Annotated in this window: 23 protein-coding genes; 12 read left to right on the forward strand and 11 right to left on the reverse strand. The window is 69.3% G+C overall.

Features of this window, described 5'->3' with window-relative positions; all coding sequences use genetic code 11:
- Positions 1-71: 71 nt before the first annotated feature.
- Positions 72-821, forward strand: coding sequence for an SDR family NAD(P)-dependent oxidoreductase (locus tag ACIBX3_RS06585; RefSeq protein WP_397113833.1), 750 nt, complete (start codon positions 72-74; stop codon positions 819-821).
- A gap of 104 nt (positions 822-925) precedes the next feature.
- On the opposite strand, the gene ACIBX3_RS06590 is transcribed toward ACIBX3_RS06585, so the two are convergent.
- Positions 926-2,137 carry an ABC transporter ATP-binding protein gene (locus ACIBX3_RS06590; RefSeq protein ID WP_397113835.1) on the reverse strand — a complete coding sequence of 404 codons (1,212 nt, stop codon included), beginning with the start codon at positions 2,135-2,137 and terminating at the stop codon, positions 926-928.
- A 179-nt stretch (positions 2,138-2,316) separates the two neighbouring features.
- On the opposite strand from ACIBX3_RS06590, the gene ACIBX3_RS06595 reads away from it, so the two are divergent.
- Positions 2,317-3,375: a LacI family DNA-binding transcriptional regulator gene (locus ACIBX3_RS06595; RefSeq protein ID WP_397113837.1), complete on the forward strand. Its 1,059-nt coding sequence runs from the start codon at positions 2,317-2,319 to the stop codon at positions 3,373-3,375.
- A gap of 87 nt (positions 3,376-3,462) precedes the next feature.
- Here the strand turns inward: ACIBX3_RS06595 and ACIBX3_RS06600 are convergent, their stop codons facing one another.
- Positions 3,463-4,608, reverse strand: coding sequence for a hypothetical protein (locus ACIBX3_RS06600; RefSeq protein ID WP_397113838.1), 1,146 nt, complete (start codon positions 4,606-4,608; stop codon positions 3,463-3,465).
- Between the two features lie 258 nt (positions 4,609-4,866).
- On the opposite strand from ACIBX3_RS06600, the gene ACIBX3_RS06605 reads away from it, so the two are divergent.
- Positions 4,867-5,214, forward strand: coding sequence for a hypothetical protein (locus tag ACIBX3_RS06605; RefSeq protein ID WP_397113840.1), 348 nt, complete (start codon positions 4,867-4,869; stop codon positions 5,212-5,214).
- A gap of 42 nt (positions 5,215-5,256) precedes the next feature.
- Here ACIBX3_RS06605 and ACIBX3_RS06610 read toward each other — a convergent pair whose 3' ends face one another.
- The gene (locus ACIBX3_RS06610; RefSeq protein WP_397113842.1) at positions 5,257-5,742 is read right to left on the reverse strand and encodes a glutathione peroxidase; all 486 of its coding nucleotides are present in this window, start codon (positions 5,740-5,742) and stop codon (positions 5,257-5,259) included.
- A 197-nt stretch (positions 5,743-5,939) separates the two neighbouring features.
- Here ACIBX3_RS06610 and ACIBX3_RS06615 point away from each other — a divergent pair, with 197 nt between their 5' ends.
- Positions 5,940-6,344 carry a transglycosylase SLT domain-containing protein gene (locus ACIBX3_RS06615; protein WP_397113844.1) on the forward strand — a complete coding sequence of 135 codons (405 nt, stop codon included), beginning with the start codon at positions 5,940-5,942 and terminating at the stop codon, positions 6,342-6,344.
- A 343-nt stretch (positions 6,345-6,687) separates the two neighbouring features.
- Entirely contained in the window at positions 6,688-7,140 is a 453-nt protein-coding gene (locus tag ACIBX3_RS06620; protein WP_397113846.1) for a transglycosylase SLT domain-containing protein, read from the forward strand.
- Between the two features lie 27 nt (positions 7,141-7,167).
- On the opposite strand, the gene ACIBX3_RS06625 is transcribed toward ACIBX3_RS06620, so the two are convergent.
- On the reverse strand, positions 7,168-7,815 hold the full coding sequence (locus ACIBX3_RS06625) for a TetR/AcrR family transcriptional regulator C-terminal domain-containing protein (RefSeq protein ID WP_397113848.1): 648 nt from the start codon (positions 7,813-7,815) through the stop codon (positions 7,168-7,170).
- Positions 7,816-7,899: 84 nt separating this feature from the next.
- Here ACIBX3_RS06625 and ACIBX3_RS06630 point away from each other — a divergent pair, with 84 nt between their 5' ends.
- Complete coding sequence (locus ACIBX3_RS06630) at positions 7,900-9,015, forward strand: ferritin-like domain-containing protein (protein ID WP_397113850.1); 1,116 nt, start codon at positions 7,900-7,902, stop codon at positions 9,013-9,015.
- 43 nt (positions 9,016-9,058) lie between these two features.
- A complete protein-coding gene (locus ACIBX3_RS06635) occupies positions 9,059-12,064 on the forward strand; it encodes an NACHT domain-containing protein (protein ID WP_397113851.1) in 3,006 nt (1,001 codons plus the stop codon).
- 24 nt (positions 12,065-12,088) lie between these two features.
- Here the strand turns inward: ACIBX3_RS06635 and ACIBX3_RS06640 are convergent, their stop codons facing one another.
- Positions 12,089-12,562 (reverse strand): nucleoside deaminase, encoded by a 474-nt coding sequence (locus ACIBX3_RS06640; RefSeq protein ID WP_397113853.1) that lies wholly within the window; start codon positions 12,560-12,562, stop codon positions 12,089-12,091.
- A gap of 177 nt (positions 12,563-12,739) precedes the next feature.
- Here ACIBX3_RS06640 and ACIBX3_RS06645 point away from each other — a divergent pair, with 177 nt between their 5' ends.
- Both ACIBX3_RS06645 and ACIBX3_RS06650 read left to right on the forward strand, forming a co-directional pair.
- Positions 12,740-14,524: an ABC transporter ATP-binding protein gene (locus ACIBX3_RS06645; RefSeq protein WP_397113855.1), complete on the forward strand. Its 1,785-nt coding sequence runs from the start codon at positions 12,740-12,742 to the stop codon at positions 14,522-14,524.
- Complete coding sequence (locus ACIBX3_RS06650) at positions 14,521-16,350, forward strand: ABC transporter ATP-binding protein (protein ID WP_397113858.1); 1,830 nt, start codon at positions 14,521-14,523, stop codon at positions 16,348-16,350. The genes ACIBX3_RS06645 and ACIBX3_RS06650 overlap by 4 nt, the downstream gene beginning before the upstream one ends.
- Here ACIBX3_RS06650 and ACIBX3_RS06655 read toward each other — a convergent pair.
- From ACIBX3_RS06655 to ACIBX3_RS06675, 5 genes are all read right to left on the reverse strand, one after another.
- Complete coding sequence (locus tag ACIBX3_RS06655; protein ID WP_397113860.1) at positions 16,347-16,769, reverse strand: hypothetical protein; 423 nt, start codon at positions 16,767-16,769, stop codon at positions 16,347-16,349. The two genes, ACIBX3_RS06650 and ACIBX3_RS06655, sit on opposite strands and share 4 nt — an antisense overlap.
- A gap of 122 nt (positions 16,770-16,891) precedes the next feature.
- A complete protein-coding gene (locus ACIBX3_RS06660; RefSeq protein ID WP_397113862.1) occupies positions 16,892-17,194 on the reverse strand; it encodes a hypothetical protein in 303 nt (100 codons plus the stop codon).
- A 58-nt stretch (positions 17,195-17,252) separates the two neighbouring features.
- Complete coding sequence (locus tag ACIBX3_RS06665) at positions 17,253-17,588, reverse strand: DUF202 domain-containing protein (RefSeq protein ID WP_397113864.1); 336 nt, start codon at positions 17,586-17,588, stop codon at positions 17,253-17,255.
- Positions 17,589-17,598: 10 nt separating this feature from the next.
- Entirely contained in the window at positions 17,599-17,925 is a 327-nt protein-coding gene (locus ACIBX3_RS06670) for a YidH family protein (protein ID WP_397113866.1), read from the reverse strand.
- 77 nt (positions 17,926-18,002) lie between these two features.
- A complete protein-coding gene (locus ACIBX3_RS06675) occupies positions 18,003-18,392 on the reverse strand; it encodes a hypothetical protein (RefSeq protein ID WP_397113868.1) in 390 nt (129 codons plus the stop codon).
- Between the two features lie 203 nt (positions 18,393-18,595).
- On the opposite strand from ACIBX3_RS06675, the gene bla reads away from it, so the two are divergent.
- Genes bla through ACIBX3_RS06690 form a run of 3 tightly spaced genes read left to right on the forward strand, consistent with a single transcriptional unit; the run spans position 18,596 to position 22,330 of the window.
- On the forward strand, positions 18,596-19,543 hold the full coding sequence (bla, locus tag ACIBX3_RS06680) for a class A beta-lactamase (RefSeq protein ID WP_397113870.1): 948 nt from the start codon (positions 18,596-18,598) through the stop codon (positions 19,541-19,543).
- 38 nt (positions 19,544-19,581) lie between these two features.
- Complete coding sequence (locus tag ACIBX3_RS06685; RefSeq protein ID WP_397113872.1) at positions 19,582-21,711, forward strand: transglycosylase domain-containing protein; 2,130 nt, start codon at positions 19,582-19,584, stop codon at positions 21,709-21,711.
- 52 nt (positions 21,712-21,763) lie between these two features.
- Positions 21,764-22,330 carry a hypothetical protein gene (locus tag ACIBX3_RS06690; RefSeq protein WP_397113874.1) on the forward strand — a complete coding sequence of 189 codons (567 nt, stop codon included), beginning with the start codon at positions 21,764-21,766 and terminating at the stop codon, positions 22,328-22,330.
- Between the two features lie 106 nt (positions 22,331-22,436).
- Here ACIBX3_RS06690 and ACIBX3_RS06695 read toward each other — a convergent pair whose 3' ends face one another.
- Complete coding sequence (locus ACIBX3_RS06695) at positions 22,437-23,726, reverse strand: ABC transporter substrate-binding protein (protein ID WP_397113876.1); 1,290 nt, start codon at positions 23,724-23,726, stop codon at positions 22,437-22,439.
- Positions 23,727-23,732: the final 6 nt, after the last annotated feature.

Genomic DNA, 23,732 nt, shown 5'->3' on the forward strand with positions numbered 1-23,732 from the left:
TACGGTCGTGACCCGGCAGGACAGTGGGCCGGCAGGCTGATGAGCAGGCTTCTTCTCGGTAGGGTCAGAGCATGCCAACCGCAATGATCACCGGTGCCACCGCCGGCATCGGCGCCGCCTTCGCCCGGCGCCTGGCCGCCGAGGCGTACTCGCTCGTCCTGGTGTCGCGGGACGCGAGCCGGCTCGCCGAGGCCGCCGACCAGCTCAAGCTCAGGTACGGCGTGAGCGTCGAGGTGCTGCCCGCGGACCTCGCGACCGACGACGGGATCGCCGAGGTCGAGTCCCGGATCCGCGACGGCGTCGACCTGCTGGTGAACAATGCCGGATTCGGCCACGCGGGCCGCTTCCCCGACGTTCCGGTCGAGGACGAGGTCCGCATGCTCAAAGTGCACTGCGAGGCGGTGCTCAGGCTGACGCTGGCCGCGCTGCCCGGGATGCGCGAGCGCGACCGGGGCGCGATCGTCAACGTGGCGTCGGTGGCGGCGTTCTTCACGCGCGGCACCTACAGCGCGTCCAAGGCGTGGGTGGTGAACTTCAGCGAGTCGGCCGCGGCCGAGGTGGGCAACCCACGCATCAAGATCATGGCGTTGTGCCCGGGGTTCGTGCGGACCGAGTTCCACCAGCGGGCCTCGATGGACACCTCCGGCATCCCCGGGTTCCTGTGGCTCAAGGCCGACGACGTGGTGCGGGAGGCGCTGCGCGACCTGGCGCTGGGCAAGCGGGTGTCGGTGCCGGACCTGCGGTACAAGGCCATCGTGGCGATCGGCCGGCTGGTGCCGCGCAATCTCCAGAGCCTGGTGTCGGGCCGGCTCGGCCGCTGAGGCGCACGGGCTGGAACAAGGGCGGGCCCCCACCGCGGGAGGGGGTCGCGGTGGGGGCCCAACGGCCGTGAGCTGGGCTCACGGCCGGGATCCGGGGGCCGGGATCAGCGGTTGGCCTCGTGGCCGATCGCCAGGCCGGAGGCCGGGTCGAAGAAGTGCAGGTTGTGCGTGTCGAGGACCAGGTCGATGTTCTGGCCGGGGCGGACGTGGCTGCGGGCGTTGACCCGGGCGGTCCACAGGGACTTGTCGCCCACCAGCGGCAGCGCCGCCTCCTCGTCGTCGCCCGTGTCGGCGGCGGCGACGGTGTCCTTGTGCTCGACCGGCGGGGCGTCGATCAGGAACAGCACGTTGATCTCGGAACCCAGCTCCTCGGTGACCTCCGCCTTGACCGGCAGCGTGGCCCAGCCGTTGGCGTGGGTGCCGGCGGAGCTGGCGTCCTCGAAGTCGGACGGGCGGATGCCGAGGATGATCTTCTTGCCGATGTACTGGTCGAGGCCCGGCTTGTCGGTGAAGGTGGAGTCGGGGATCGACAGCTTGACGTCGGCGAAGGTGACCGCGGCGCCGCCGTCGCGGACGAGCTCGGCGGTGACGAAGTTCATCGAGGGCGAGCCCATGAATCCGGCCACGAACAGGTTGACCGGCTTGTCGAACAGGTTCTGCGGGGTGTCGACCTGCTGGAGCAGGCCGTCGCGCAGCACGCAGACGCGGTCGCCGAGGGTCATGGCCTCGACCTGGTCGTGGGTGACGTAGACCGTCGTGACGCCGAGGCGCTCGTGCAGCGTGTTGAGCGAGGCGCGCATGGAGACGCGGAGCTTGGCGTCAAGGTTGGACAGCGGCTCGTCCATGAGGAAGGCCTGCGGCTCACGGACGATGGCGCGGCCCATCGCGACACGCTGGCGCTGACCACCGGACAGGGCGGCCGGCTTGCGCTTGAGGTACGTCTCGAGGCCGAGCATCTTGGCGGCGTCGTTGACCCGCTTCTGGATCTCCGCCTTGGGCATCTTGCGGAGCTTGAGGCCGAAGGCGAGGTTCTCCTCGACCGTCATGTGTGGGTAGAGCGCGTAGTTCTGGAAGACCATCGCGATGTCGCGGTCCTTGGGCGGCAGGTGGTTGACCACCTTGTCGCCGATGGAGATCTCGCCGCCGCTGATGTCCTCCAGGCCGGCGATCATCCGGAGCGCGGTCGACTTACCGCAACCGGAGGGACCGACCAGCACCATGAACTCGCCATCCCTGATCTCAAGGTTGAGCCCGTTCACGGCCTTTACGCCACCGGCGTAGATCTTGTCGACGTTCGTCAGAACGATGGATGCCATGACATTCCTTCGCGCTCCAGGGCGGTGGCCCGGATGTTGGTACGGTCTTCCCACTCACGTGGATACGTTTTCAAGCATCTCACCCGAAACGGACATCGGTGTCAAGGGTTACAGCGTGACCAGCCGTTGTCGGCGCGCGAGGCTTCCCGCTCGGCGGAAAACATGATGGAATCGTTTCCATGGAGAAGAGGGCGACGATCAAGGATGTGGCCGAGGCGGCCGGCGTGGGCGTCGCGACCGTGTCCAGGGTGCTCTCGGGCGGCTCGGCCAGCCCGCGGACCAGGGATCGTGTGCTGGCCGTCGCCGCGCAGCTCGACTACCGCCCCAGCGCGCTCGGCCGCAACCTGCGCCAGCGCCGCACCGGCGGCATGGGGCTGTTCGTCCCCGACCTGACCGACACCTTCTACGGCCAGCTGGCGGAGGGCGTGCTGGCCTGCGCCCGCTCGGCCGGCGAGCCGGTTCTGCTCGGCTCCACGGGCGGCGACCCGGAGCAGGAGTCCGAGCTGATCGGCATGCTGCTGGAGCAGAGCGTGGACCGCCTCATCGCCGTCCCGTCGGGCGACGCCGACACCTGGGCCCCGGCGATCCGCGCGGGCATGACCGTGGTCTTCGCCGACCGCCTCCCCTCCCCGGCGGTCCAGGACGAACCCGGGGCGGCCGCCGTGGACGACCTCATGTTCCTGGACGGCCTCCCCGCGGCCCCGCGGGTCCGCCCGCTGGACGCGCCGTCCGTGGTGGCCGACGACCGGGCCGGCATCCGTACGGCCGTCCGTTATCTGAGAGGCCTGGGCCACAAGCGCATCGCCTTCCTCGGCGGTCCCGGCCACGACCGGCGGGTGGCGGCCTTCAGGGAGGCGGTGGGGGCGCCGGTGGACGAGGAACTGGTGGTGTTCGGCACCGGCAGCCGCGACTCGGCCTACGCCGCTGCCTCCGGCCTCTTCCAGAGCCGCCCGGACCTGTCGGCCGTGGTGGCCGGGGGGAACGTGCTCGGGGAGGCGGCCGTGCTGGCGGCCAGAGAGCTGGATCTGCGGGTGCCGCGGGATGTGTCGCTGGTGATGTACGACGACGTGCCGTGGGCCGAGCTGTGCGCTCCTCCCCTGACGGTGATCGCCCAGCCCGGGCGGGACATGGGATACCGGGCGGCGGAGCTGGTGCTGCGCTCCGGGGGCCGCAGACCCCGGAGCGTGGTCCTGCCGACCGAGCTGATCATCAGAGGCAGCTGCGGCCCGCACCGCTAGGCGTACTGACCGGCTCGACGCCGGGGATCGTGCCCGCGCCTTGCAAGAGCTCGGCGCGAAGGCCGGTGTCGGGGGACGTCCGACAGGTCAGTGAGTCCCACCGGCCGCCGGCACCCCGGTGTAGCGGCGGGGCAGGATCATGACCGGGTTGTCGTCGAGGATCACGTCCGGCGGCCCGAACCGCGCCGCGACCTCCCGGATCTCCGGCTCGTCCAGCATCAGCAGCCGGCCCCGGTCGATGAACAGCTCCCCGTCGACCCACACGGTGGGCCGGTCGACCTGGCAGTCGCAGTGCGCGAAGCCGGGCCCCGTCTTGACCGGCGCCCCGTCGGTCAGCCCGTCGATGCCACAGTAGAAGGCCCCGGCGTGCTTCTCCCGCTCGAACTGCGTCCCGCCGGCCACCCGCACCTTCGGGTTCAGCCCGATCAGGCCGTGCCGCATGTAGTAGCCGCCGGGCGCGTACCGCCGCAGCTGCGCCGCCGCGGCCCCGCCTTCGATCTTGCGGACCAGGTTGCCTTCGAGGGTGATGCGCAGCGGCTCCTCCGGTACGCCGGTGACCGTGCTGTCCTCGATGACCACGACGCCCTCGGTGTCGTCCGGCCAGAAGTTGGCGCCCCCGTACGGGAAGGGCCGCCAGTCCCCCGGCCGCATCGCCCCCGGGTCGGGATCGAACGCCGGCCCCGAGAACGTCACGTCCGTCCCTCGCTCGGACGTGACCCGGATCGACCGGGCCGCCGACATCTGCCGCAACGCCCGCAGCAGCAGCGCGTAGAAGACCTCGGCGGGAAGCCGGCCGCCGGTCAGCAGCGCCCCGGCGGTGGCGGTCATGTGCAGGGACAGCCAGCGCGAGGAGCGCGCCTTGATCTGGTCGAAGAAGAGAGGCGCCGTGTGCACCTCGCCCCACCAGGTGCCGCTGATCACGACGTCCGCCTCCCGGAACGCGGCCGTCTCGATGTCGAGCGGCGCCTCCCTGTCCCACCCTCCGGGACTGAACGGCGGCACCGACAGGATGCGCACGTCGGCGTCCCGGTACGCGGCCGCCGCGGCGATCGCCTGGACGACGACCGGGTCGACGGTGTGCTCCATGAGCAGCAGCACCCGCTCGCCCGGCCGCAGCCCTACGTACTCGTACAGGTTGCGGACCCCGGGCATCAACTCGACGATCGAGTACGGCGCCGCGGCCGGCTCGGCGACGTAACTGAAGGGCGATCCTGCGTACGGATTGATCGTCATGTGAGTGCTCCCTGAGGGACGTCAGGCAACGTGCGCGCTACATCGATACCCCGCCGGAAATCGCATACCGTAATGACACGATCACCGTTCGGCAATCGTCGGTCCCATCGAGCGGGCCGTGCCGAGGCCGTCCCGTCCTGGAACGCGTGCTCAAGGTGCCGGGACAGACGGGGAGTTCATCTCGGCGTCAGCATCCTCGCCCATGAGCCGCCTCGCCGTCGCGCGGCCGCCGACGCCGCCGGGCTGAGGCTGCGCAGCATGGCCGTCGCACCGGGACTCACCCGCACGAACGTGCTCACCGGCGGTGCCAACAGCGGCAGAGGACGACTGTATGCGACCGTCACACGCCTGCTCGTGCGCGCGGCTTTCCGTCCCACCCCGGACGGGGCGAAGACCTCCCTGTACGCGGCGACCGTGCCGGACCTGCCCGGGGGCTGCTACATCGTTCCCGACGGGCCGCTGCAACTGCGTGGCGAGCCCATGCGTCGCACTCGTGAGCGCGCCATCCGCGACGCCGGCACAGCCGATCGCCTGTGGCGGCTCTCCGAAGGCCTCACCGGCGTCACGTACGACCTGTCCGCCGCCACGGGGACACGCCTGCCGTAGCGGCGGGCTGAAGCCCTTTCGGCCTCGGCGACACGCCTTGACTCAAAGGAGCTTTTCGACGGCCGCCGTGATCGAGGGGTCTTCCGGGGTGACGCCGGGGCGGAAGCGGGCCACCACCCTGCCTTCCCCGTCCACCAGGAACTTCTCGAAGTTCCACTGGATGTCGCCGGCCTCGCCGTCCCCGTCCGCGGCCTGCGTCAGCTCCGCGTACAGCGGATGCCGGTACGGGCCGTTGACGTCCGTCTTCTCCAGGAGCGGGAAGTCCACGCCGTACGTCGTCGCGCAGAACTGCTGGATCTCCTCCGCCGAGCCCGGCTCCTGCCCGGCGAACTGGTTGCAGGGAACGCCGACCACCGTGAGGCCACGCGGGCCGTACTCCTCCTGCAGCTTGACCAGGCCGGCGTACTGCGGGGTCAGGCCGCATCGGGAGGCGACGTTGACGATCAGGGCGGCCTTGCCGGACGTCAGCTCACCGAGGGTCGTGGGGGCGTCCGTGAGGGTGCGGAGCGGGATGTCGCTGAGGCTCATGGTCCGACCCTACAGAACCCCGCCGGGAGCCCCAGGCCGAGAAATGTGACTTTGTCCACATTTCTCGGACAAAACCGCTGAATAACCGAATATTGGGATCTTTGCCAATGATCTACTTTTTCATGGTCAATTCGCAATGAAAGGTGTCTATCGGGCAGGGTGGCGCGGTCCATATCCCCCTTCGAAAGGGAATCCGCATGCCCATGCTCCGCCGTACCGGCGTCCTGGTCCTGACCGCCACCCTCGTGGCGGCAGGCGGCGCCTCGGCCGCACAGGCGCAGAGCTCCCAGACGAGCACAAGTAGCAAGAACAAGTCGATCGCCAAGTCCCTGGTGGCGGCGCGCGGCTGGAACACGGCCCAGTTCAGGTGTCTGGTCAAGCTCTGGGCCCGCGAGAGCGGGTGGAACCACCGCGCCGGCAACCGCTCCTCGGGCGCCTACGGCATCCCGCAGGCGCTCCCCGCCCACAAGATGGCCTCATCCGGCCGCGACTGGCGTACGAACCCCCGCACCCAGATCAGATGGGGTCTCGGATACATCAAGCAGCGGTACGGCTCGCCGTGTCGCGCGTGGGCGCACTTCCAATCCCACCGCTGGTACTGAGTCAAACCCCAGGCTTGCCCGGTCTTTCTGGCAAGGGCCCACCATATGAGCGGCGGGCACGGCAATCGCGGTCCAGCGGGCCGGCCTTTTATCCGCAACGATCACACAAATACCTGTCCTTCGCGTGTCGAGACGTATGACTCACGGTGACAGCCCGTAATAGGAATCGTGCTAAAGGACACGTCGCGGAGCCCTCCGGGCCGCCCAGCACGATCGGGCGGAGCAAGATCCCGGAGGGCCGCGCGGACCCTCCTCGTCCGAGCCACGGACGCGGACCGGCAAGGGCGCCGAAAGCCGAAGGCTGTGCGCCCTGTCCGCACGCGACCCGACAGCGAGGATCGTTGTGAACAGCAAACGCGCACTCAGCAGCACGCTCATATCCGTCACCGCGTTCACCGGCATGGTGACGACCGCCTGGGCGGAGTCGGCCCCGCCGGTGAAGACCCGGGTCTGGACGACATCGACGCAACCGGAGCTCCCGGCCATCCGGCCGGCCAACAAGAACAAGAAGATCGCGCTGGGCCACGTCGTCCAGCGCTCCTGGACCCTCAGGGAATTCCACTGCCTGGACAACCTGTGGACCAGGGAAAGCAATTGGAACCACCGCGCGCTCAACCGTTCGTCGGGCGCGTACGGCATCCCGCAGGCGCTGCCCGCGGGCAAGATGCGCGGCGCGGGCCACGACTGGAGGTCCAACCCGGAGACGCAGATCCGGTGGGGCCTGGCCTACATCAAGGGGAGGTACGGCAGGCCGTGCGGAGCCTGGGGGCATTGGAGGTCGCACAACTGGTATTGACGACCAGGACGGCCGGGAGGGCGTCCGTCACCGGGTGCCCTCCCTGCGCGCCGCGTGCGCCACGATGGCCTGGATGAGCAGCTCGAGCCCGAACTCGAACTCGGCCTCGTCGTCGCACTCGTCCAGCAGCGGCGCCAGCGAGCTGACCTGGGGGAACAACGCGGGATCGACGCCTTCGGCGATGATCGCCCTGGGGTGGACGGGCGGGAACGAGGGCGTGACGCCGACCTCGCGCAGCAGCGAGCCCACGATGTACGCGATGAACATCCGCAACATCCTGACCGCGTCCGCCCCGTCGAACCCGGCACTGCGCAGCGTGGCCAGCGCCCGCTCGACGGGCAGCAGGCCGGCTGTGGAGTGGAGCTGGCGGCTGACGACCAGCATGGTCGAGCGCGGATAATGGTGGGCGATCTGCCGGAACGCCCGCGCCTGCATCCGCACCCGGTCGGTCCAGTGCGCGCCGGGTTCGTCGGTGAACTCGATCTTGCTGAGCACCGCCTCCGCCACGCCGTTGAGCAGGGCGTCCTTGCTGGGCACGTGGTTGTAGAGGGACATCACGCCGACGCCCAGCTCGGCCGCGAGGCGCCGCATGGAGACCGCGTCGGCGCCTTCGCGCTCGATGAGGTCGATGGCCGCGGCGACGATCCGGCCTCGCGAGAGGGGCTCCGTGGGCATAGCTCATTCTATTGACCGACGTACACCGTACGTGCAAATCTCAACAGGTGGACGTACGGTGTACGTAACCCCCGCGGAGGTCCGATGTCGACCCACGAGCTCTACACCATCCCCGCCGGCCTCTCCACCTGGGACGTCGAAACAGCCGGCGCCAGCCGGTTCACCTGGGAGTACGACGACGGCAGAGATCGCATGCTGGCCCTCTACCAGAAGGGCAAGGACAAACAGTGGGACTCCACCAAGCGCATCGACTGGGATCTTGAAGTCGATCCGTACAACGTGCTCGGAGTCCCCGACCAGACGATCGCCATCTACGGCACCCCGCTGTGGGAGCGGATGAGCGAGAAGACCCGCCAGGACGTGCGGCTGCACAGCGCGGCCTGGCAGTTCTCCCAGTTCCTGCACGGTGAGCAGGGTGCGATGATCTGCTCGGCCAAAATCGTGGAGTCGGTCCCCGACCTGGACTCGAAGTTCTACGCCGCCACGCAGACGATGGACGAGGCCCGCCACGCCGAGACGTACGCCCGGTTCCTGCAGGAGAAGGTGGGCCTGGCGTACCCGATCAACGAGCATCTCAAGGCGCTGCTGGACAGCACGCTGACGGACTCGCGCTGGGACATGCCGTACCTCGGCATGCAGGTCCTCATCGAGGGGCTGGCGCTGGCGGCGTTCGGGGTCATGCGCGACATCACGACCAAGCCGCTGCCCAAACAGATCCTCGCGTACGTGATGCAGGACGAGGCCCGGCACGTCGCCTTCGGCCGGATGGCGCTGCGCGACTACTACCGCGACCTGTCGGAGTCGGAGCTGCGCGAGCGCGAGGACTTCGTCATCGAGGGCTGCTACCTGATGCGCGACCGGCTGCGCGGCCGGGAGACCTGGGAGAACCTGGGCCTGTCGAAGCCCGAGGTCGAGGAGGCCATGGAGGCCACGGACAAGTCGGAGTACCTGCGGCTGTTCCGGTCCCTGCTGTTCAGCAGGATCGTGCCGTGCGTCAAGGACATCGGGCTGTGGAGCCCGCGGCTGCAGCAGGCGTACGCGGATATGGGCGTGCTGGAGATGGCGGGCCAGTCCTTGGAGGCGCTCATGAAGCAGGACGAGGACATCGCCGACCGGCTCGACGCGGAGCGCTTCGCGCAGGAGGAAGCCGAGCGGCACGCCGAGGTGGCCGACACGATCGCCACGGGCTCGTCCGGCTAGTTCCCGAGCGCGACGGCGCCCGGTTTGGGCAGACTTGCTTTCCGTGCGGCCACTACTCAGCTATCGCGATGCCGTGTCCCTGCTCGGCGGCGGGAGCGCGCTCACCGACGTCCTGGACAAGGCGTCGTCCATGGCGCTGTTCGGGCTGGGCGGCATCGACCTGTTCGACGCCCGCGCCGAGGCGGTGCGGCTGGGGGACGGGCTGATCCGCCGGCTGCGTGATCAGGTCAAGGGCCTGAGCCGGTACGACAGGACGCAGCGGCTGGCGGCGGCGCATGCGGTCATCGTGGTCAGCGCGTTCCTCGAGGTGCTCGGCGAGGCGGAGGTGCTGCCGGAGCTGACCCGTGAGGACCAGGAACGGCTGACCGGGGTCGACGCCGACTACCTCGGCAATCTGATCGGCGTGGATCTGCCCATGCCGGCGCCACAGCGCCCGCATGAGCACGTGATCCATGCCGTGAGGCGCCGCTACGTGGCGTTCGCCGAGCCGCTGATTTCTCACCTCTCCGGGCTGGCGTGCTGGGACAGGATGAACGAGACCGAGCGGGACGCGCTGTTCCGCGACTTACCGGAGCGGGCCGTGCGCCGCTACCAGGAGCTGTTCCTCCGGCTCATGGCCGACTTCCCGGAGGTCGCGTGCTGGTCCAATGTCGTGGACCACCAGGCGACCCGGGCGGAGGTCAGGGGTCTCGCGCGGAGCCTGACGGGGCTTCAGGAGCAGCTGTCCGGAATAGTCTCCGCCCGCGGACCGTCCGACCGCCTGAGTGCGCTGATCCAGGCGAACCGGGCCGCGCTCAGCCGCCCGATCACCGCCTCGGCCGACAAGCCGTCGGGGCTGACGATCCCCCTGCTGGACCAGGGTTACATCGATCCGGGTTTCCGCCTGTTCCCGCCGGAGCACGGCCGCACGGTGATCTCGGAGGAGTCGTGGGCGGAGCTCGCCCGCCGCGACGACCTGGCGGCTTTCCTGTCCGGCCACCTCACCTTGCCCCAAGCCACGGACGCGCCACTCGTGGTGCTGGGCCACCCGGGCGCCGGCAAGTCGGTGCTCACCCGCGTGCTCGCCGCCCGCCTCCCGGCCGGCCAGTTCCTTCCTCTGAGGGTGGAGCTGCGCGGCGTCCCCGCGGACGCCGACGTGCTGGGGCAGATCGAGCACGGCATCAAGGACGCCCTGGACGAGGCGATGTCCTGGCCGGAGCTGGTCCACGCCGCGCAGGGGGCGCTCCCGGTCGTCATGCTCGACGGCTTCGACGAGCTGCTCCAGGCGACCGGGGTGAACCAGACCGACTACCTCGAACGGGTCGCCCGCTTCCAGCGCCGGCAGGCCGAGCGGGGCCGGGCGCTCGCCGTCATCGTCACGTCGCGCACGGCGGTGGCGGACCGGGGGCGGATTCCCGACGAGTCGATCGTGCTGCGCCTCGAGCCGTTCGACGAGGACCAGGTACGCCAGTGGACCGCCATCTGGAATCACCACAACCACGGATATTTCCTGCAACACGGCCTTCAGCCGCTGCTCGTCGAGCATCTCCTGGCCGTACCGGATCTCGCAGGGCAACCGCTGCTCCTGCTCATGCTGGCGTTGTACGACACGGACGCCAACGCGCTGGCGAGCGTGCGCGAGCAGTTGCACGAAGCGGAGCTGTACGAGCGGCTGCTGCACGGCTTCGCCACCCGCGAGGTGCTCAAGACCGCTGAGGACCTCTCGGACACCGAGCTGTCACGGGCGGTGGAAGACGAGCTGCTGCGGCTCTCGATCACGGCGTTCGCCATGTTCAACCGGGGCCTCCAATGGGTCAGGGAGCATGACCTGGACGTCGATCTGCGGGCACTGCTCCCCCAGCCCGACAGGACATCCCAGCAGCACGGCCTCCGACGCGTTCTGACGCGCGCCGAGCTCGTGATCGGCGGCTTCTTCTTCGTGCACACGACCAAAGCGCTGCGGGAGGAGCGGCTCAAGGCGTACGAGTACCTGCACGCCACGTTCGGCGAATACCTGGTCGCCCGCCTGGTCGTCCGCGAACTCGCCGACATGGCGGAGGAATTGGCCTTCGCCGCCTCACGCAACCGCCCCACGAAACCCGACGAGGCGTTCCTCCACGCCCTGCTCTCCTTCGCGGCCCTGCCCGGCCGCAGCCCCATCGTGAAATTCCTGGATTTCGGCATCATGAAGGCCGTTCCGGCGGAGCGGCGCGTCTTGCTGAGGCGTCACCTGTGCGAGCTGTTCTCGACGTCCCTCATGCCCAGGCCGGGGTCGGTCTACGACGCCTACCAGCCGGCGGCCATGGAGATCACGGCCCGGTGCGCCGCCTACAGCGCCAACCTGCTCCTCCTCGCGGTCCTCTCGGACCACCAGCCGATTCGGGGCACCGAGCTGTTCGCCATCGACCAGCCGGAGCAGGCGAACGAGCTGTGGCGGCGCATCTCCCGCCTGTGGCATTCCCAGCTCAGCAGGGCCGAGTGGAGCGCGCTGACGAGAACCCTCCGGGTCCGTCACTTCCCTCAGGACGGGACCAGGATGATGGTGGTCGAGCTCGACCATGGCGACGTCTTCAGACTGAGCGACCTCGCCTTCTTCACCTGGCCAGGCAGTCCCGCGGCGGCATATCCGTACGCGATGGCGGCCGAGGGCGACGGTTCGCTGTCCCGGTGGATGCGAGAGATCGCCTTTCGCGACGACACGTCGCTCGGGCATCTCCTCCTCGATCTGGTGCCCTACGCGGTGAACATCGACGACACGCTCGACGCGTATCCCGAGTCCCCGGTCGCCGACCTGCTGGCGGTGATGCTCGACCCCACGCCGACGTCGGAGGCCTACGAACGGGCCCTGGGCAACGCTCCCAACGTGAGGTACTTCGACCGGCTGCTGAGGCAACTGGAGCTGGACTGCCACGAGTTGCCCGCAAATGACGTGCTGCGCTTCCTGATGGCCGCCGGGCCGTGGTCCGCCGTTCACCGTTTGGAACGTGTCCTCGGGAACGTCGCGGACCGCCCCGGCGTCGATGAGCGGCTTCTCGGCGAAGTGGTCGCCCTGTTGCGGAGGCGTCCCTAGGGACGGCCCCGAAACAGCGTGTCGTCAGCTGTGGAAGCGGCGGTGCAGCTCGCGGACCTGGTCGGCCAGCTCCGGCACCGGGCCCTCCACCGCCACCCCGGGCGCGACGTCGTTGATCGGCAGCGTGCGCACGGGCGGCGGGGGCACGCCCAGCTCGGACAGCCAGGAGGCGAGCTGCGCCGACGAGGCGACGTACACGATCCGCCCCAATCCCACCCAGGCATGGGCGGCCGCGCACATCGGGCAGTGCTCGCCGGAGGTGTAGACGGTGGCGGCGGCCCGCTCCTCGGGCGTCAGGTGCTCCGCCGACCAGCGGGCCAGCGCGAACTCCGGATGCCGGGTGCGGTCGCCGGAGGCCACGTGGTTGTGGTCCTCGCCGAGAACGGCGCCGTCGCCGGAGACGAGCATGGAGCCGAACGGCTCGTCGCCCGCCTCCAGCGCCCGCGTGGCGAGCTCGACGCAGCGCCGCAGGTGCGACATGTCGGTTTTGTCGATCATCAGTCCCGCATTCTAGACCCGTGCCGACGCGCCAGGATGAACATTCCCGCACACAGCCCGACGAAGGTAAAGATCCACCGGAAGTGCATGATTCTTCACGTTTCCCCACGTCACATACGGGAAACGCACCCTCGCGCCACAGAAAATGGGTTGATCTAGCGTATTAGCCTAGAGGAGATGCCTCCCGATACGAACAAATCTCGCCGTCCCCTGCTGTCCTCCAACTCCTTGTGGCGGATGAAGTCCTACCTCCGCCCGTACGTCGCCAGATTGGTCTTCATCTGGCTGACCGCGCTCGCCGGCATCCCCGCCGGCCTGGCCCTCCCCCTCATCAGCAAGGAAGTCATCGACGGCCCCGTGCATCACGGGGACTCCGGCGCGCTCCTCCCCCTCGGGCTCCTGGCGATCGGCGTCGGCGTGGTCGAGGCCCTGCTGACCTGGCTCAGGCGGTGGGCCCAGGTCAAGCCGGTGCTCGGCCTGGAGACCGCCATCCGCGACGACCTGTACGAGCACCTGCAGCGCCTGCCCATGAGCTTCCACGGCGAGTGGCAGTCGGGCCAGCTGTTATCACGGGCCACGACGGACCTGTCCACGATCAGGCGCTTCCTCGGCTTCGGCATGCTGTTCCTGGTCATGAACATCCTGCAGCTGATCATCGTGACCGTGCTGCTGCTGAACATGTACTGGCCGCTCGGGCTGCTGGTGCTGGCCTCGGCCGTGCCGATCGTGTGGTTGTCGATGCGGTTCGAGAAGCGCTACATCAAGATCTCCCGCCGGGTGCAGGACGAGCAGGGCGACCTCGCCACGCTCGTCGAGGAGTCCGCGATCGGCATCCGGACGATCAAGGCGTTCGGCCGCCGGCACCACGTCTACGACCGCTACGACGACGGCGCGCTGAAGGTGTTCGGCACGTCGATGGACAAGGCGCGCCTGTCGGCGAAGTTCTTCTCCTTCCTCGAAGTCATCCCCAACGTCACGCTGGCCCTGGTGCTGCTGCTCGGCGCGCTGGCCGTCGGCTCCGGCGGGCTGACGCTGGGCGCGCTGGTCGCGTTCACCACGCTGATGCTGCAGCTCGTGTGGCCGATCGCGAGCCTCGGCTACATCCTGGCCATGGGCCAGGAGGCCATGACCTCCGCCGACCGCGTCATGGAGGTCATGGACACGGCGCCGTCCATCGAGGGCGGGACCGGCACGATCGAGCGGCCGCGCGGCTACCTGCGCTTCGAGGGCGTCGGGTTCCGCTTCCCCGGCGCCGACCGGCCTGTGCTGCGCGACGTCTGGCTGGACGTGCGCCCCGGCGAGACGGTGGCCGTCGTCGGCGCGACCGGCGCCGGCAAGACCACGCTGACCGCGCTGGTGCCCCGGCTGCTCGACCCCACCGAGGGCCGCGTCACGATCGACGGGCACGACGTGCGCGAACTGAAGCTGACGACGCTGCGGTCGGTGGTGGCCACGGCGTTCGAGGAGCCGACGCTGTTCTCGATGAGCGTGCGCGAGAACCTCACCCTGGGCCGGCGCGACGCCGGCGAGGAGGAGCTGGCCGACGCCATCCAGACGGCGCAGGCCATGTTCGTGTACGACCTGCCGTGGGGCCTCGACACCCGCATCGGCGAGCAGGGCCTGTCCCTGTCCGGCGGCCAGCGCCAGCGCCTGGCCCTGGCCAGGGCCGTGCTCAGCAAACCGCGGATCCTCGTGCTCGACGACACCCTGTCCGCGCTCGACGTGGAGACCGAGGCGCTGGTGGAGGAGGCGCTGCGGCACGTGCTGCGCGACGCCACCGGCATCGTGGTCGCCCACCGCGCCTCCACCGTGCTGCTGGCCGACAAGGTGGCGCTGCTGCGCGACGGCACGATCACGCACGTCGGGCAGCACCACGAGCTGCTGGCCGAGGTGCCCGAATACCGGGAGCTGCTGGCCCAGGACGCCGACTTCGACGACGCCTCGGAAGGAGCGCTGCGATGACCACCACCGTGAGGTCCTGGCGCGGCGTCGCCTCGGAGGATCAGGACGAGCTGCCGGAGAAGGTCTCCGTCCTGCTGCGGGAGCGCTCCCGGCGGCTGCTCGGCGCCCTGCTCAAGCCGTACCGCAAGCCGATCGCGCTGCTGGTGACGATCATCGTGGTGTCGCAGGCGGCCGGGCTGTCCATCCCCTTCCTGGTCTCCGTCGGCATCGACGAGGGCATCCCGCCGCTCACCCGCGGCGAGGGGCCGGTGATCCTGGTGACCGTGGTCGGGGTGATCCTGGCCGCGGCCGCCACGCAGGCGCTGACCAGGCAGGCGTTCCTGCGGCTGTCCGGGAAGATCGGCCAGAGCGTGCTGCTGGAGCTGCGCAGGAGGGTGTTCGATCACTTCCAGCGGCTGTCGCTGAGCTTCCACGAGCAGTACACCTCCGGCCGTGTCATCTCGCGGCTGACCTCGGACATCGAGTCCATCGCCGAGCTGCTGCAGTCGGGGTTCGACGCGCTGGTCAGGGCCGTGCTGACCATGGTGGGCACGGCTGTGCTGCTGCTGGTGCTGGACGTGCACCTGGGCCTGATGGCGCTGATTCCGCTGCCGCTGCTGCTGCTGTTCACCCGATGGTTCCGGCGGCAGTCGACGCTCGTCTACCGGCGTACGCGCGAGTCGGTGGCCCTGATGATCGTGCACTTCGTGGAGTCGATGACCGGCATCCGCGCGGTGCAGGCCTTCCGCAGGGAGCCGCGCAACCAGGAGATCTTCAAGCAGCTCAACGACGACTACCGGGGCGCGAACGCGGGCGGCATGCGGCTCGGCGCGACGTTCATGACCGGCATCAAGCTGATCGGCAACCTGACGGTCGGCGGGGTGCTGCTCTACGGCGGCTGGCTGGCGCTGCAGGGCGAGGTCAAGGTCGGCGTGCTGGCCGCGTTCCTGCTGTACCTGCGCCAGTTCTACGAGCCGATGCAGGAGGTCAGCCAGTTCTACAACACGCTGCAGTCGGCGAGCGCGGGCCTGGAGAAGCTGTCCGGCGTGCTGGAGGAGGAGCCGTCGGTCCCGGAGCCGCGCACGCCGCAGCCGCTGCCGCGGGGCCGGGCGCGCGGCAAGGTGCGCTTCGAGAACGTCAGGTTCGCCTACGTCGAGGAGATGCCGATCCTGCCGGGGCTCGACGTGACGATCCCGGCCGGGCAGAGCGTGGCGCTGGTCGGGGCGACGGGCGCGGGCAAGACGACGCTGGCCAAGCTGATCTCCCGCTTCTACGACCCCACCGACGGCCGCGTCCTGCTCGACGGCGTGGACCTGCGCACGCTGGACGAGCCGACGCTGCGCCAGGCCGTGGTCATGGTGACGCAGGAGAACTTCCTGTTCAGCGGCACGGTCGCGGACAACATCAGGTTCGGCCGGCCCGACGCGAGCGACCGGCAGGTGCGTGAGGCGGCCAAGGCGATCGGCGCGCACGAGTTCGTCGCGGGCCTGCCCGACGGGTACGACACCGAGGTCGGCAAGCGCGGCGGCCGCATGTCCGCCGGTCAGCGCCAGCTGGTCGCGTTCGCGCGGGCGTTCCTCGCCGATCCCGCGGTGCTGATCCTGGACGAGGCGACCTCCAGCCTGGACGTGCCGAGCGAGCGCCTGGTGCAGCGTGCGCTGCGGACGATCCTGGCCGACCGCACGGCGCTGATCATCGCACACCGGCTGTCGACGGTGGAGATCGCCGATCGTGTGCTGGTCATGGAGCGCGGCCAGATCGTCGAGGACGGGCCGCCGGACCAGCTCATCGCCGCCTCGGGCCGCTTCGCCGGCCTGCACCAGGCCTGGCTGGACAGCCTCAGCTAGTGATGCGGGTGTGCCGCGGCGGTGAGGTTCGCCCACAGCTCGTAGGCGACGAACACCGCCACCGGCACCCCGATCGCCACCAGCAGCCGGCCGGGCAGGTGTGTCCGCTCGACGGGCACGCTGTCCGGCTCCGGCAGCGGTGCGAGGTACGGCTCGGGCTCGGGTTCCGGCCCGGGCACGAGCTCGGGATGGCGAGCCAGATACCCGGACGGGAACGACGTCACGTGGTAAGCGCCGCAGCCGGGGCAACAGGCCCCCGACCAGGGCGGCTGCACCACCACTCCCCGACTGAGCCAGATCTGCGTCTCGTTGCCGTACGCGTCGCCGAGAGTGCGGACGACGAAGTCCTCCTCCCACACGTGCAGGCAGCGCAGGCATTCGAAAGGCCATGTCACCCGGGTTTCGAACCCTTCGGGCACGTGGACCACCCCCGACCGAGGATCGCCGTTCGACCCGAGTGTCCGTCCGGTCTCCGAGACCCGGCAAGACGCTCTTGTGACACTTTCCGCTAGGGAATGCTCACCCTCAGTCAGGTTAGCCGTCAGTAAAATCGCCGCGGCACCGGGCTGAGCAGCGGGGTCGGATCGGGCGCCGCCGGTTTCTCCGGCGGGATCAGTTCAGGATGGCGCGACAGAAAGCCTTCGGGGAACGTGGTGGCGTCCTGGCAGCCGCAGCGCGGGCAGATGGCGCCCGGCGAGGGCGGCGGCACGGGCAGCCCGTTGCGCAGCCAGACCTCCCCCGCGTTGCCGTGCTCATCATCGGCATGCCTGACCAGGTATTCCTCTTCCCACACGTGCCAGCAGCCGCGGCACTCGAAAGGCACGATCCTGCGTTCCTCTTCCACCGAGGTCACCCCCTTGTTACCGAGTTTCCGCCCGTCTGGCGGAATCTCGCAAGCTGACTCACCGAACGGTGAAGACAAAGGTCAGAGCGCCCACGACCACGCTGAGCGTGCCCAGCCAGGCGAAGACCGCGTCGAGTCCGGCGTCCAGGGGCCTGCCGCCGTGCAGCGCCGCCTGTACCCGCCGGAATCGGGTTCGCGTCCTGATGAGCAGCACGCCGCCGCAGAGCGCGGAGAGCGCGAAGGCCATGACGGCCGGCAGCGGCAGACCGCTCCTGACCGACAGCCCGGCCGCGCCGAGCCCGCCGGTGGACAGCGCCACGGCCGTACGCACCCAGGCCAGCCTCGTCCGCTCGCTCTGCAACCCACGATCCCAGACCTCCTCTTCAGGGGCCATCCTCACCCCCTCACAGTGAGAGGACGATGAGAACGAGGGCGATGACCGCGACGGCCGCCACGCCGTAGCCGAAGACGGCCGCGAGCGCGGGCGGCGGCAGCGGCGCCTGGTCGCGCAGCGCCCGCTGGATGTTGCGCCAGCGCGGGTAGGCCATGCCCGCGGCCAGCGCGGACAGCGAGACGAGGAAGACCGCCAGTGTTGTGCGGATCCACGGTACGAACACGTCGGACGGCACGGCGGCCATGGCCACCCCACCCGCGCTGAGCGCCAGCGCCGTGCTCAGCCAGGTGAGGAATGTGCGTTCGTTGGCCAAGGTGAAACGCGGGTCGGGTTCCATAACAAGGACGGTAATTCGTCCATATTTCCCCTAGAGAAGGCGGGATTGCCTATTCTGCCGGGGACGGGATCCGCCACTCAGCCGGTGCAGGCCTTGGTCACCTTCTCCACGTAGGCGGCCGACTCGGCGGTGACCTTCTGCGCCGCGTCGACGGCGTCGTTGACGTCGTTGACCGTGATGCCGCTCAAGGTCTTCGCGAAGTCTTCCGAGGCCTGCTTGATCGTGGTGTTGGCGGCCTTGTCGGCCACATCGTTGAGCTTGGTGGCGGCGTTGTCCAGGGCCTTGTCCATGGCCTGGGGGTCGTTGGTCAGCTTGGTGATCTCCGCGCCCAGCTCGGTGACGATCTTCGGTGCCTCCAGGCACGCCTGGGCCTTGTCGATGGTCTGGTTGACCTCACCGCACCCGGCGGCGAAAACGCTGATGGCGAAAAGTGCGAGGGGCACGAACCGGCTCTTGTGGAGTCGCATGCCTCGACCCTACCCAACCGCCTCGGCCTACGGACTTTCCCGGGAACGGCGCGCCGCCGGCGACATGACGGCCGAGGTCCAGGCCACCTGACCAGGGCTCATATGGAGATCTATATCGATCGATTCCCGATATCGCTATTAGACATCACCTGATCGCATCTGCTTTGCTCCTGCCCTCTGACAGCCGACAGCAAGGTTTTGACATGCGATACCACCGCACCCGGCGTCTCGCGGCCGGCTTGGCGATCTCGCTCATGTCCGTGGGCGCCCTCGGCACGGTACCGGCCTCGGCCACGACCGTGGCGGCGGCGCCGGCGGTCTCCAGCGAGGCCCCGGTCAGTGTCAGGCTCAGTGTCAGGAAGGAACTGCGCGCGCTGGAGAAGTCCTTCAAGGGCCGCATCGGCGCGTACGCCGTCGACACCGCCACCGGCAAGACCGTGACGTACCGGGCGGGCGAGCGCTTCCCTTTCCTGTCCACGTTCAAGGCCATGGCGTGCGCGGCCGTGCTGCACAAGGCCCGCACCTCCGAGCCCGGCCTGATGGACAAGGTGATCCGCTGGAGGGCGGACGAGGTGCTGGACCATTCCCCGGTGACCAAGAAGCACGTCAAGGACGGGCTGACCGTCGCCAAGCTGTGCGAGGCGACCATCACGCTGAGCGACAACACCGCGGGCAACCTGATTCTGAAGCAGGCCGGCGGCCCTGCGGGTCTGACCAGGTACTTCCGGTCGCTTAAGGACCCGATCTCCCGCCTGGACCGCTATGAGCCCGGACTCAACGACTGGACACCCAAGGACAAGCGCGACACCACCACCCCGGCGGCCATCGCCCGCGACCTGCGCCTGCTCAGCGTCGGGAACGCCCTGCACGCCAAGGACCGGGAACAGTTCAACGCCTGGCTGATCGCCACCAAGACCGGTGACGCCCGCATCCGGGCAGGCGTGCCCAAGACCTGGACGATCGGCGACAAGACCGGCACCAACTCCACGGGATTCGGCGGCGGGAACGACATCGCCGTCATCTGGCCCGGGAAGGGCGCCGCCCCCATCGTCATGGCGATCTACACCAACCGCACCCCCGGCCTCGCCACCGACGAGAAGACGATCGCGAAGACCGCCACGATCTTGGCCCGCGGGCTCGGCAAGCTCTGATGTCGCGTCGGGGGACGAAAATCGCAGGACTCGCCGCCGTGGGCACGGCGGCGGGCGTGCTCGTGGCCGGGATCACGGTCCCGGCCGTCGGGGGCGCGGGCTTCGGGCTCGTGGCGGCGACCCGCGAGGTCGATCTCAGGCCGGTCGACCTCGCGGAGCCGCCGCCCGCCGAGGTCACGATCGTGCGGGATGCCCGGGGGAAGGAGATCGCGCGGTTCTACGAGGAGTACCGCGAGGTCGTCGGCTTCGACCAGATCGCCGAGGTCATGAAGACGGCGATCGTCGCGATCGAGGACTATCGCTTCTACGAGCACGGCGCGATCGACATCGAGGGCACGCTCCGCGCGTTCGCCACGAACCTGCAGGCCGGCAAGGTGAGCCAGGGCGGATCGAGCATCACCCAGCAGTACGTCAAGCAGGTGCTGCTCAACTCGGCCGGCACCGACCAGGAGCGGAACGCGGCGGTGGAGGCCAGCTACGCGCGCAAGCTGAACGAGCTGCGCTACGCCCTGGGGGTGGAGAAGAAGTACACCAAGGGCCAGATTCTCGAGAAATATCTGAACATCGCCTACTTCGGCGCCGGCGCCTACGGGGTGGAGGCCGCGGCCAAGCGCTTCTTCGGCGTCAGCGCGGCCGACCTCACGCTGCCGCAGGCCGCGACGCTGGCGGGGGCCGTGCAGGATCCCAACGCCACGGACCCGAACCTCGGCAGGAAGCACCGGGAGCGGCTCCTGAACCGCCGCAACGTCGTGTTGAACCGGATGGCCGAGCTAGGCGAGATCACCACTGCGGAGGCGGGGAAGGCCAAGGCCGCCAAGCTCGGCTACAAGGGCACGAAGCTCCCCGGTGGCTGTGAATCCAGCAAATATCCCTACTTCTGCCTGTACGTCCGCCACGAGATCCTCAGCAATCCCGACTTCGGCAAGACCGCCGCGGCCCGCCTGGCGACGTTGAACCGCGGCGGCCTGACCATCGGGACCACGATCGACCCGGCCATGCAGGCGGCCGCGGACCGGGCGATCAGGAAGTACGTGCACGCCTCGGACGCCCCGGTCGCCGCCCAGGCCCTGGTCCAGCCGGGCACCGGCGCGATCAAGGCCATGGCCGCCAGCAAGCCGTACGGGGGTCGCAAGGCGCGCGGCGAGATCTCGTACAACGTCGTCGCGGACGCCGCCCACGGCGGCGGCGTCGGCTTCCAGGCCGGTTCGACGTTCAAGACCTTCACCCTGATCAGCGCACTGGAGCAGGGCATGAAGCTCGACGACGGCCTCACGGCAGGCGCCGGCTACCGGGCGCCGGGCTACGCGGCGTTCAAGAACTGCAAGGGCGAGAACATCGGCGATCCCACGCACACGGTCACCAACGACGAGGGCTCTCCGGGGTGGAAGACGCTGCGGACCGGCACGTGGGGGTCGGTGAACACGTTCTTCATGGAGCTGGGGCAGCGGGTCGGACTCTGTGAGACCGTCACCACGGCCAAGTCGCTGGGCATTCACCGCTCGGACGGACGGAAGCTGCAGGAGTACGAGACGTTCACGCTCGGGATCAACGAGATGGACCCGGTGACGGTGGCGGGCGCGTACGCGGCGATCGGGGCGCGCGGGAAGTACTGCGCGCCGATGGCGATCACCCGGATCACTGACCGCGATGGGAACACCACCCGTTACCGGCCGAAATGCCGCCAGTCCCTCGACCCGGCGGTGGCGGACGCGACGGCCGACGTGCTGTCCGGCGTCTTCACCGAGGGCACGATGCGCGACGTCGGCGGGATCGGGCGCGACGCGGCCGGCAAGACCGGCACCACCGACGATTACGCGACCGCCTGGTTCGCCGGCTTCACGCCGGATCTGGCGGGGGCGGTGAGCATCGGGGATCCGCGCGGCTCACAGACGCACAAGCTGGCCGGGGTGACGATCGGGGGGCGGTACTTCGGGATCGTGGCCGGGGCCACCCTTCCCGGACCGATCTGGAAGGACACGATGGTGGGCGCGCTGAGGAAGGTGCCGCCGTCGTCGTTCACGCCGATCGACTCGGCACGGTTCGGGGGTTGCGGCGACGGCTGCCGCCCACAGCCCCGAAACACCGACGCCGGTCCCGAGACCGAGCCTGAAGCCGGAGGAGACGGCGGCGCCCAGGATTCGGATGTCGACCCGGACGGCGACCAGTAGACCGGCGAACACCATCTACTGTCCCTGGCACGACGCTGGAAGAATCACCCTGATGGAGCAGACGGCCGATCCCAGCGGAGTGACGAACATCCGGGCATCCGCCCCGAAGCCGGAGCCGGCCTTGGTGCGCATGCGGATCCATGAGCATCGCCCGGTGCCGGCCCGGCTGTGCGGCACGGTGCTCTACTCGGACCAGGTGTACTGGCGGCATCAGGGGCCGCGCCGCTACTTCTGGCTCGTCGAAGAGGACCTGCAACTGGTCTACGAACCGTTCGGCTGGCGTGACGAGTGGTATGTGGACGTGGTGTCCGTCGAGCGCTCGAGCCACGACGACGGATCACCCCTGTTCACCGTGCATGACCGCTGTCTGGACTTCGTGGTCGAGGGCATGGGCCCCACCTACCGGGCCCTGGACCTCGACGAGGCCGGCCAGGCCCTGCTGGAGGGGACCCTCGCCCCGGAGGAGCTGGCACGGGCGCTCTCGGCGGCGCAACGCTTCGTCGACTCCTACCTGCACCGGGGCGCCGCCTTCCCGCCTCCACCGATCACGTCGTTGTTCTCCGCCGATCATCGGTATCCAGGATGGCGCGAAAGCGGCATCTGCGGAGATCGCGCGTAGGGCCGGCACCGTGCGCGCCATGGACGGTGTCGCCGCCTGCCGCCCGGAGCCCACGGCACGTAGCGCCCCTTGCGGAGGACCTTGCCGTTGACTCCGGGCGGCCGGTTCACAGCTTGGCGAAGCAAGGACCGTCGAAGGTGTACGACTGCGCCGTCGGCCCCGTGAAGAAGTCCTTGACGATCGAGACACCGGTCGGGGCCTTGTCGTCCACCTTGTTGATCAAGGTTTGGCGGAAGGTCGCCGCGTTGGCGTCGTCGGCGAAGTTGCCGGCCTCTGGTGGCAGCATGCCCTCGTAGTCGACCGTCTTCAGGGTCTTCACCGCCGCCAGCAGGCCCTTCCTGCTCACGTCCCCGCTGGCGACCATCTTGTCCAGGGCCGCCTTCAGCGGATACGCCCACGCCCACCCCGACGTGTACCCGTCGTTGGCCGACACGTTCGGGAACGCCTCCCGGATGGCCTGGTGGCCGGGGGTGTCGGCGCCCCACGGCTTGCCGGGGGCCGACTGCTCGTACAACGCCTTGAGGGCGGGGGCGGCCGGGGACTTCAGCAGGGCCGGGTTCCAGGTGGGGCCGGTGCCGATGAAGCGGCCCTTGTAGCCGGCCGCGGCGGCCTGGCCGATGATCGTGGCGGCGTCCGCCGGCCCGGTCGTGAGGATGACGAGGTCGGGCTTGTTCTTGGTGATCTCGGTGATCGCGCGGCCCTGCTCGTTCGCGCCCGTCGGGGTCTCCACGCTGGTGAACTCCAGGCCGTTGCGCTCGGCGGCGATCTTGGCGCCGGCGGCGGCGTCCGCGCCGTAGTCGCCGGCCAGGTGGACGGCCATGACCGACTTCGGCTTGTACGCGTCCATCGCGTAGTCCACCGAGTTCATGGCCTCGACGCAGTAGTTGGCCCCGGTCTCGACGATCACGTCCTCGAACTCCCAGGCAGAGGTCCACGAGGCGGGGGCGGCGACGATGTCGTTGGCCTTGAGGTCGGCGATGATGGCGGCGGTCGTGGGTGAGCCGAGCGTCTGGGCCAGGCCGAGCACCTGGTCCTTGATCTCGTTGTAGACCTGCCGGTGCACCTCCGGGTTGTACTTGTTGTCCCGGACGTAGCGGGTCACGTCCACCTCGTACTTGCCGCCGACGCCGCCCGCCTTGTTGACCCGGGCCCAGAACGCCTTCTGCGCGTCCGTGATCGGCACGGCCAGCGCGGCGAACGGCCCCGAGGTCAGGTCGGAGATCGTGCCGAGGTAGATGCAGCCCTTGTTCCGGTCGACCGCGCTGGGACAGGGCTCCGCGGTGACACCTGGCGCCTGGGCGCCTGCCTTGCTGCCCTCGTCGTCCCCCCGGAAGACGCCGCATGAGGACAGAAGGGCCACCAACGCGGTGAACGCCACCACATTGCGACTCTTCATGAAAAA

Source organism: Nonomuraea sp. NPDC049480 (assembly GCF_044465905.1).
GTDB lineage: Bacteria > Actinomycetota > Actinomycetes > Streptosporangiales > Streptosporangiaceae > Nonomuraea.

Bases quoted from the DNA above. Each gene is read 5' to 3' on its own strand.
- ACIBX3_RS06585 (WP_397113833.1), top strand. From the start codon at position 72: ATGCCAACCGCAATGATCACCGGTGCCACCGCCGGCATCGGCGCCGCC.
- ACIBX3_RS06590 (WP_397113835.1), bottom strand. From the start codon at position 2,137: ATGGCATCCATCGTTCTGACGAACGTCGACAAGATCTACGCCGGTGGC.
- ACIBX3_RS06595 (WP_397113837.1), top strand. From the start codon at position 2,317: ATGGAGAAGAGGGCGACGATCAAGGATGTGGCCGAGGCGGCCGGCGTG.
- ACIBX3_RS06600 (WP_397113838.1), bottom strand. From the start codon at position 4,608: ATGACGATCAATCCGTACGCAGGATCGCCCTTCAGTTACGTCGCCGAG.
- ACIBX3_RS06605 (WP_397113840.1), top strand. From the start codon at position 4,867: ATGGCCGTCGCACCGGGACTCACCCGCACGAACGTGCTCACCGGCGGT.
- ACIBX3_RS06610 (WP_397113842.1), bottom strand. From the start codon at position 5,742: ATGAGCCTCAGCGACATCCCGCTCCGCACCCTCACGGACGCCCCCACG.
- ACIBX3_RS06615 (WP_397113844.1), top strand. From the start codon at position 5,940: ATGCCCATGCTCCGCCGTACCGGCGTCCTGGTCCTGACCGCCACCCTC.
- ACIBX3_RS06625 (WP_397113848.1), bottom strand. From the start codon at position 7,815: ATGCCCACGGAGCCCCTCTCGCGAGGCCGGATCGTCGCCGCGGCCATC.
- ACIBX3_RS06630 (WP_397113850.1), top strand. From the start codon at position 7,900: ATGTCGACCCACGAGCTCTACACCATCCCCGCCGGCCTCTCCACCTGG.
- ACIBX3_RS06640 (WP_397113853.1), bottom strand. From the start codon at position 12,562: ATGATCGACAAAACCGACATGTCGCACCTGCGGCGCTGCGTCGAGCTC.
- ACIBX3_RS06645 (WP_397113855.1), top strand. From the start codon at position 12,740: ATGCCTCCCGATACGAACAAATCTCGCCGTCCCCTGCTGTCCTCCAAC.
- ACIBX3_RS06650 (WP_397113858.1), top strand. From the start codon at position 14,521: ATGACCACCACCGTGAGGTCCTGGCGCGGCGTCGCCTCGGAGGATCAG.
- ACIBX3_RS06665 (WP_397113864.1), bottom strand. From the start codon at position 17,588: ATGGCCCCTGAAGAGGAGGTCTGGGATCGTGGGTTGCAGAGCGAGCGG.
- ACIBX3_RS06670 (WP_397113866.1), bottom strand. From the start codon at position 17,925: ATGGAACCCGACCCGCGTTTCACCTTGGCCAACGAACGCACATTCCTC.
- ACIBX3_RS06675 (WP_397113868.1), bottom strand. From the start codon at position 18,392: ATGCGACTCCACAAGAGCCGGTTCGTGCCCCTCGCACTTTTCGCCATC.
- bla (WP_397113870.1), top strand. From the start codon at position 18,596: ATGCGATACCACCGCACCCGGCGTCTCGCGGCCGGCTTGGCGATCTCG.
- ACIBX3_RS06690 (WP_397113874.1), top strand. From the start codon at position 21,764: ATGGAGCAGACGGCCGATCCCAGCGGAGTGACGAACATCCGGGCATCC.
- ACIBX3_RS06695 (WP_397113876.1), bottom strand. From the start codon at position 23,726: ATGAAGAGTCGCAATGTGGTGGCGTTCACCGCGTTGGTGGCCCTTCTG.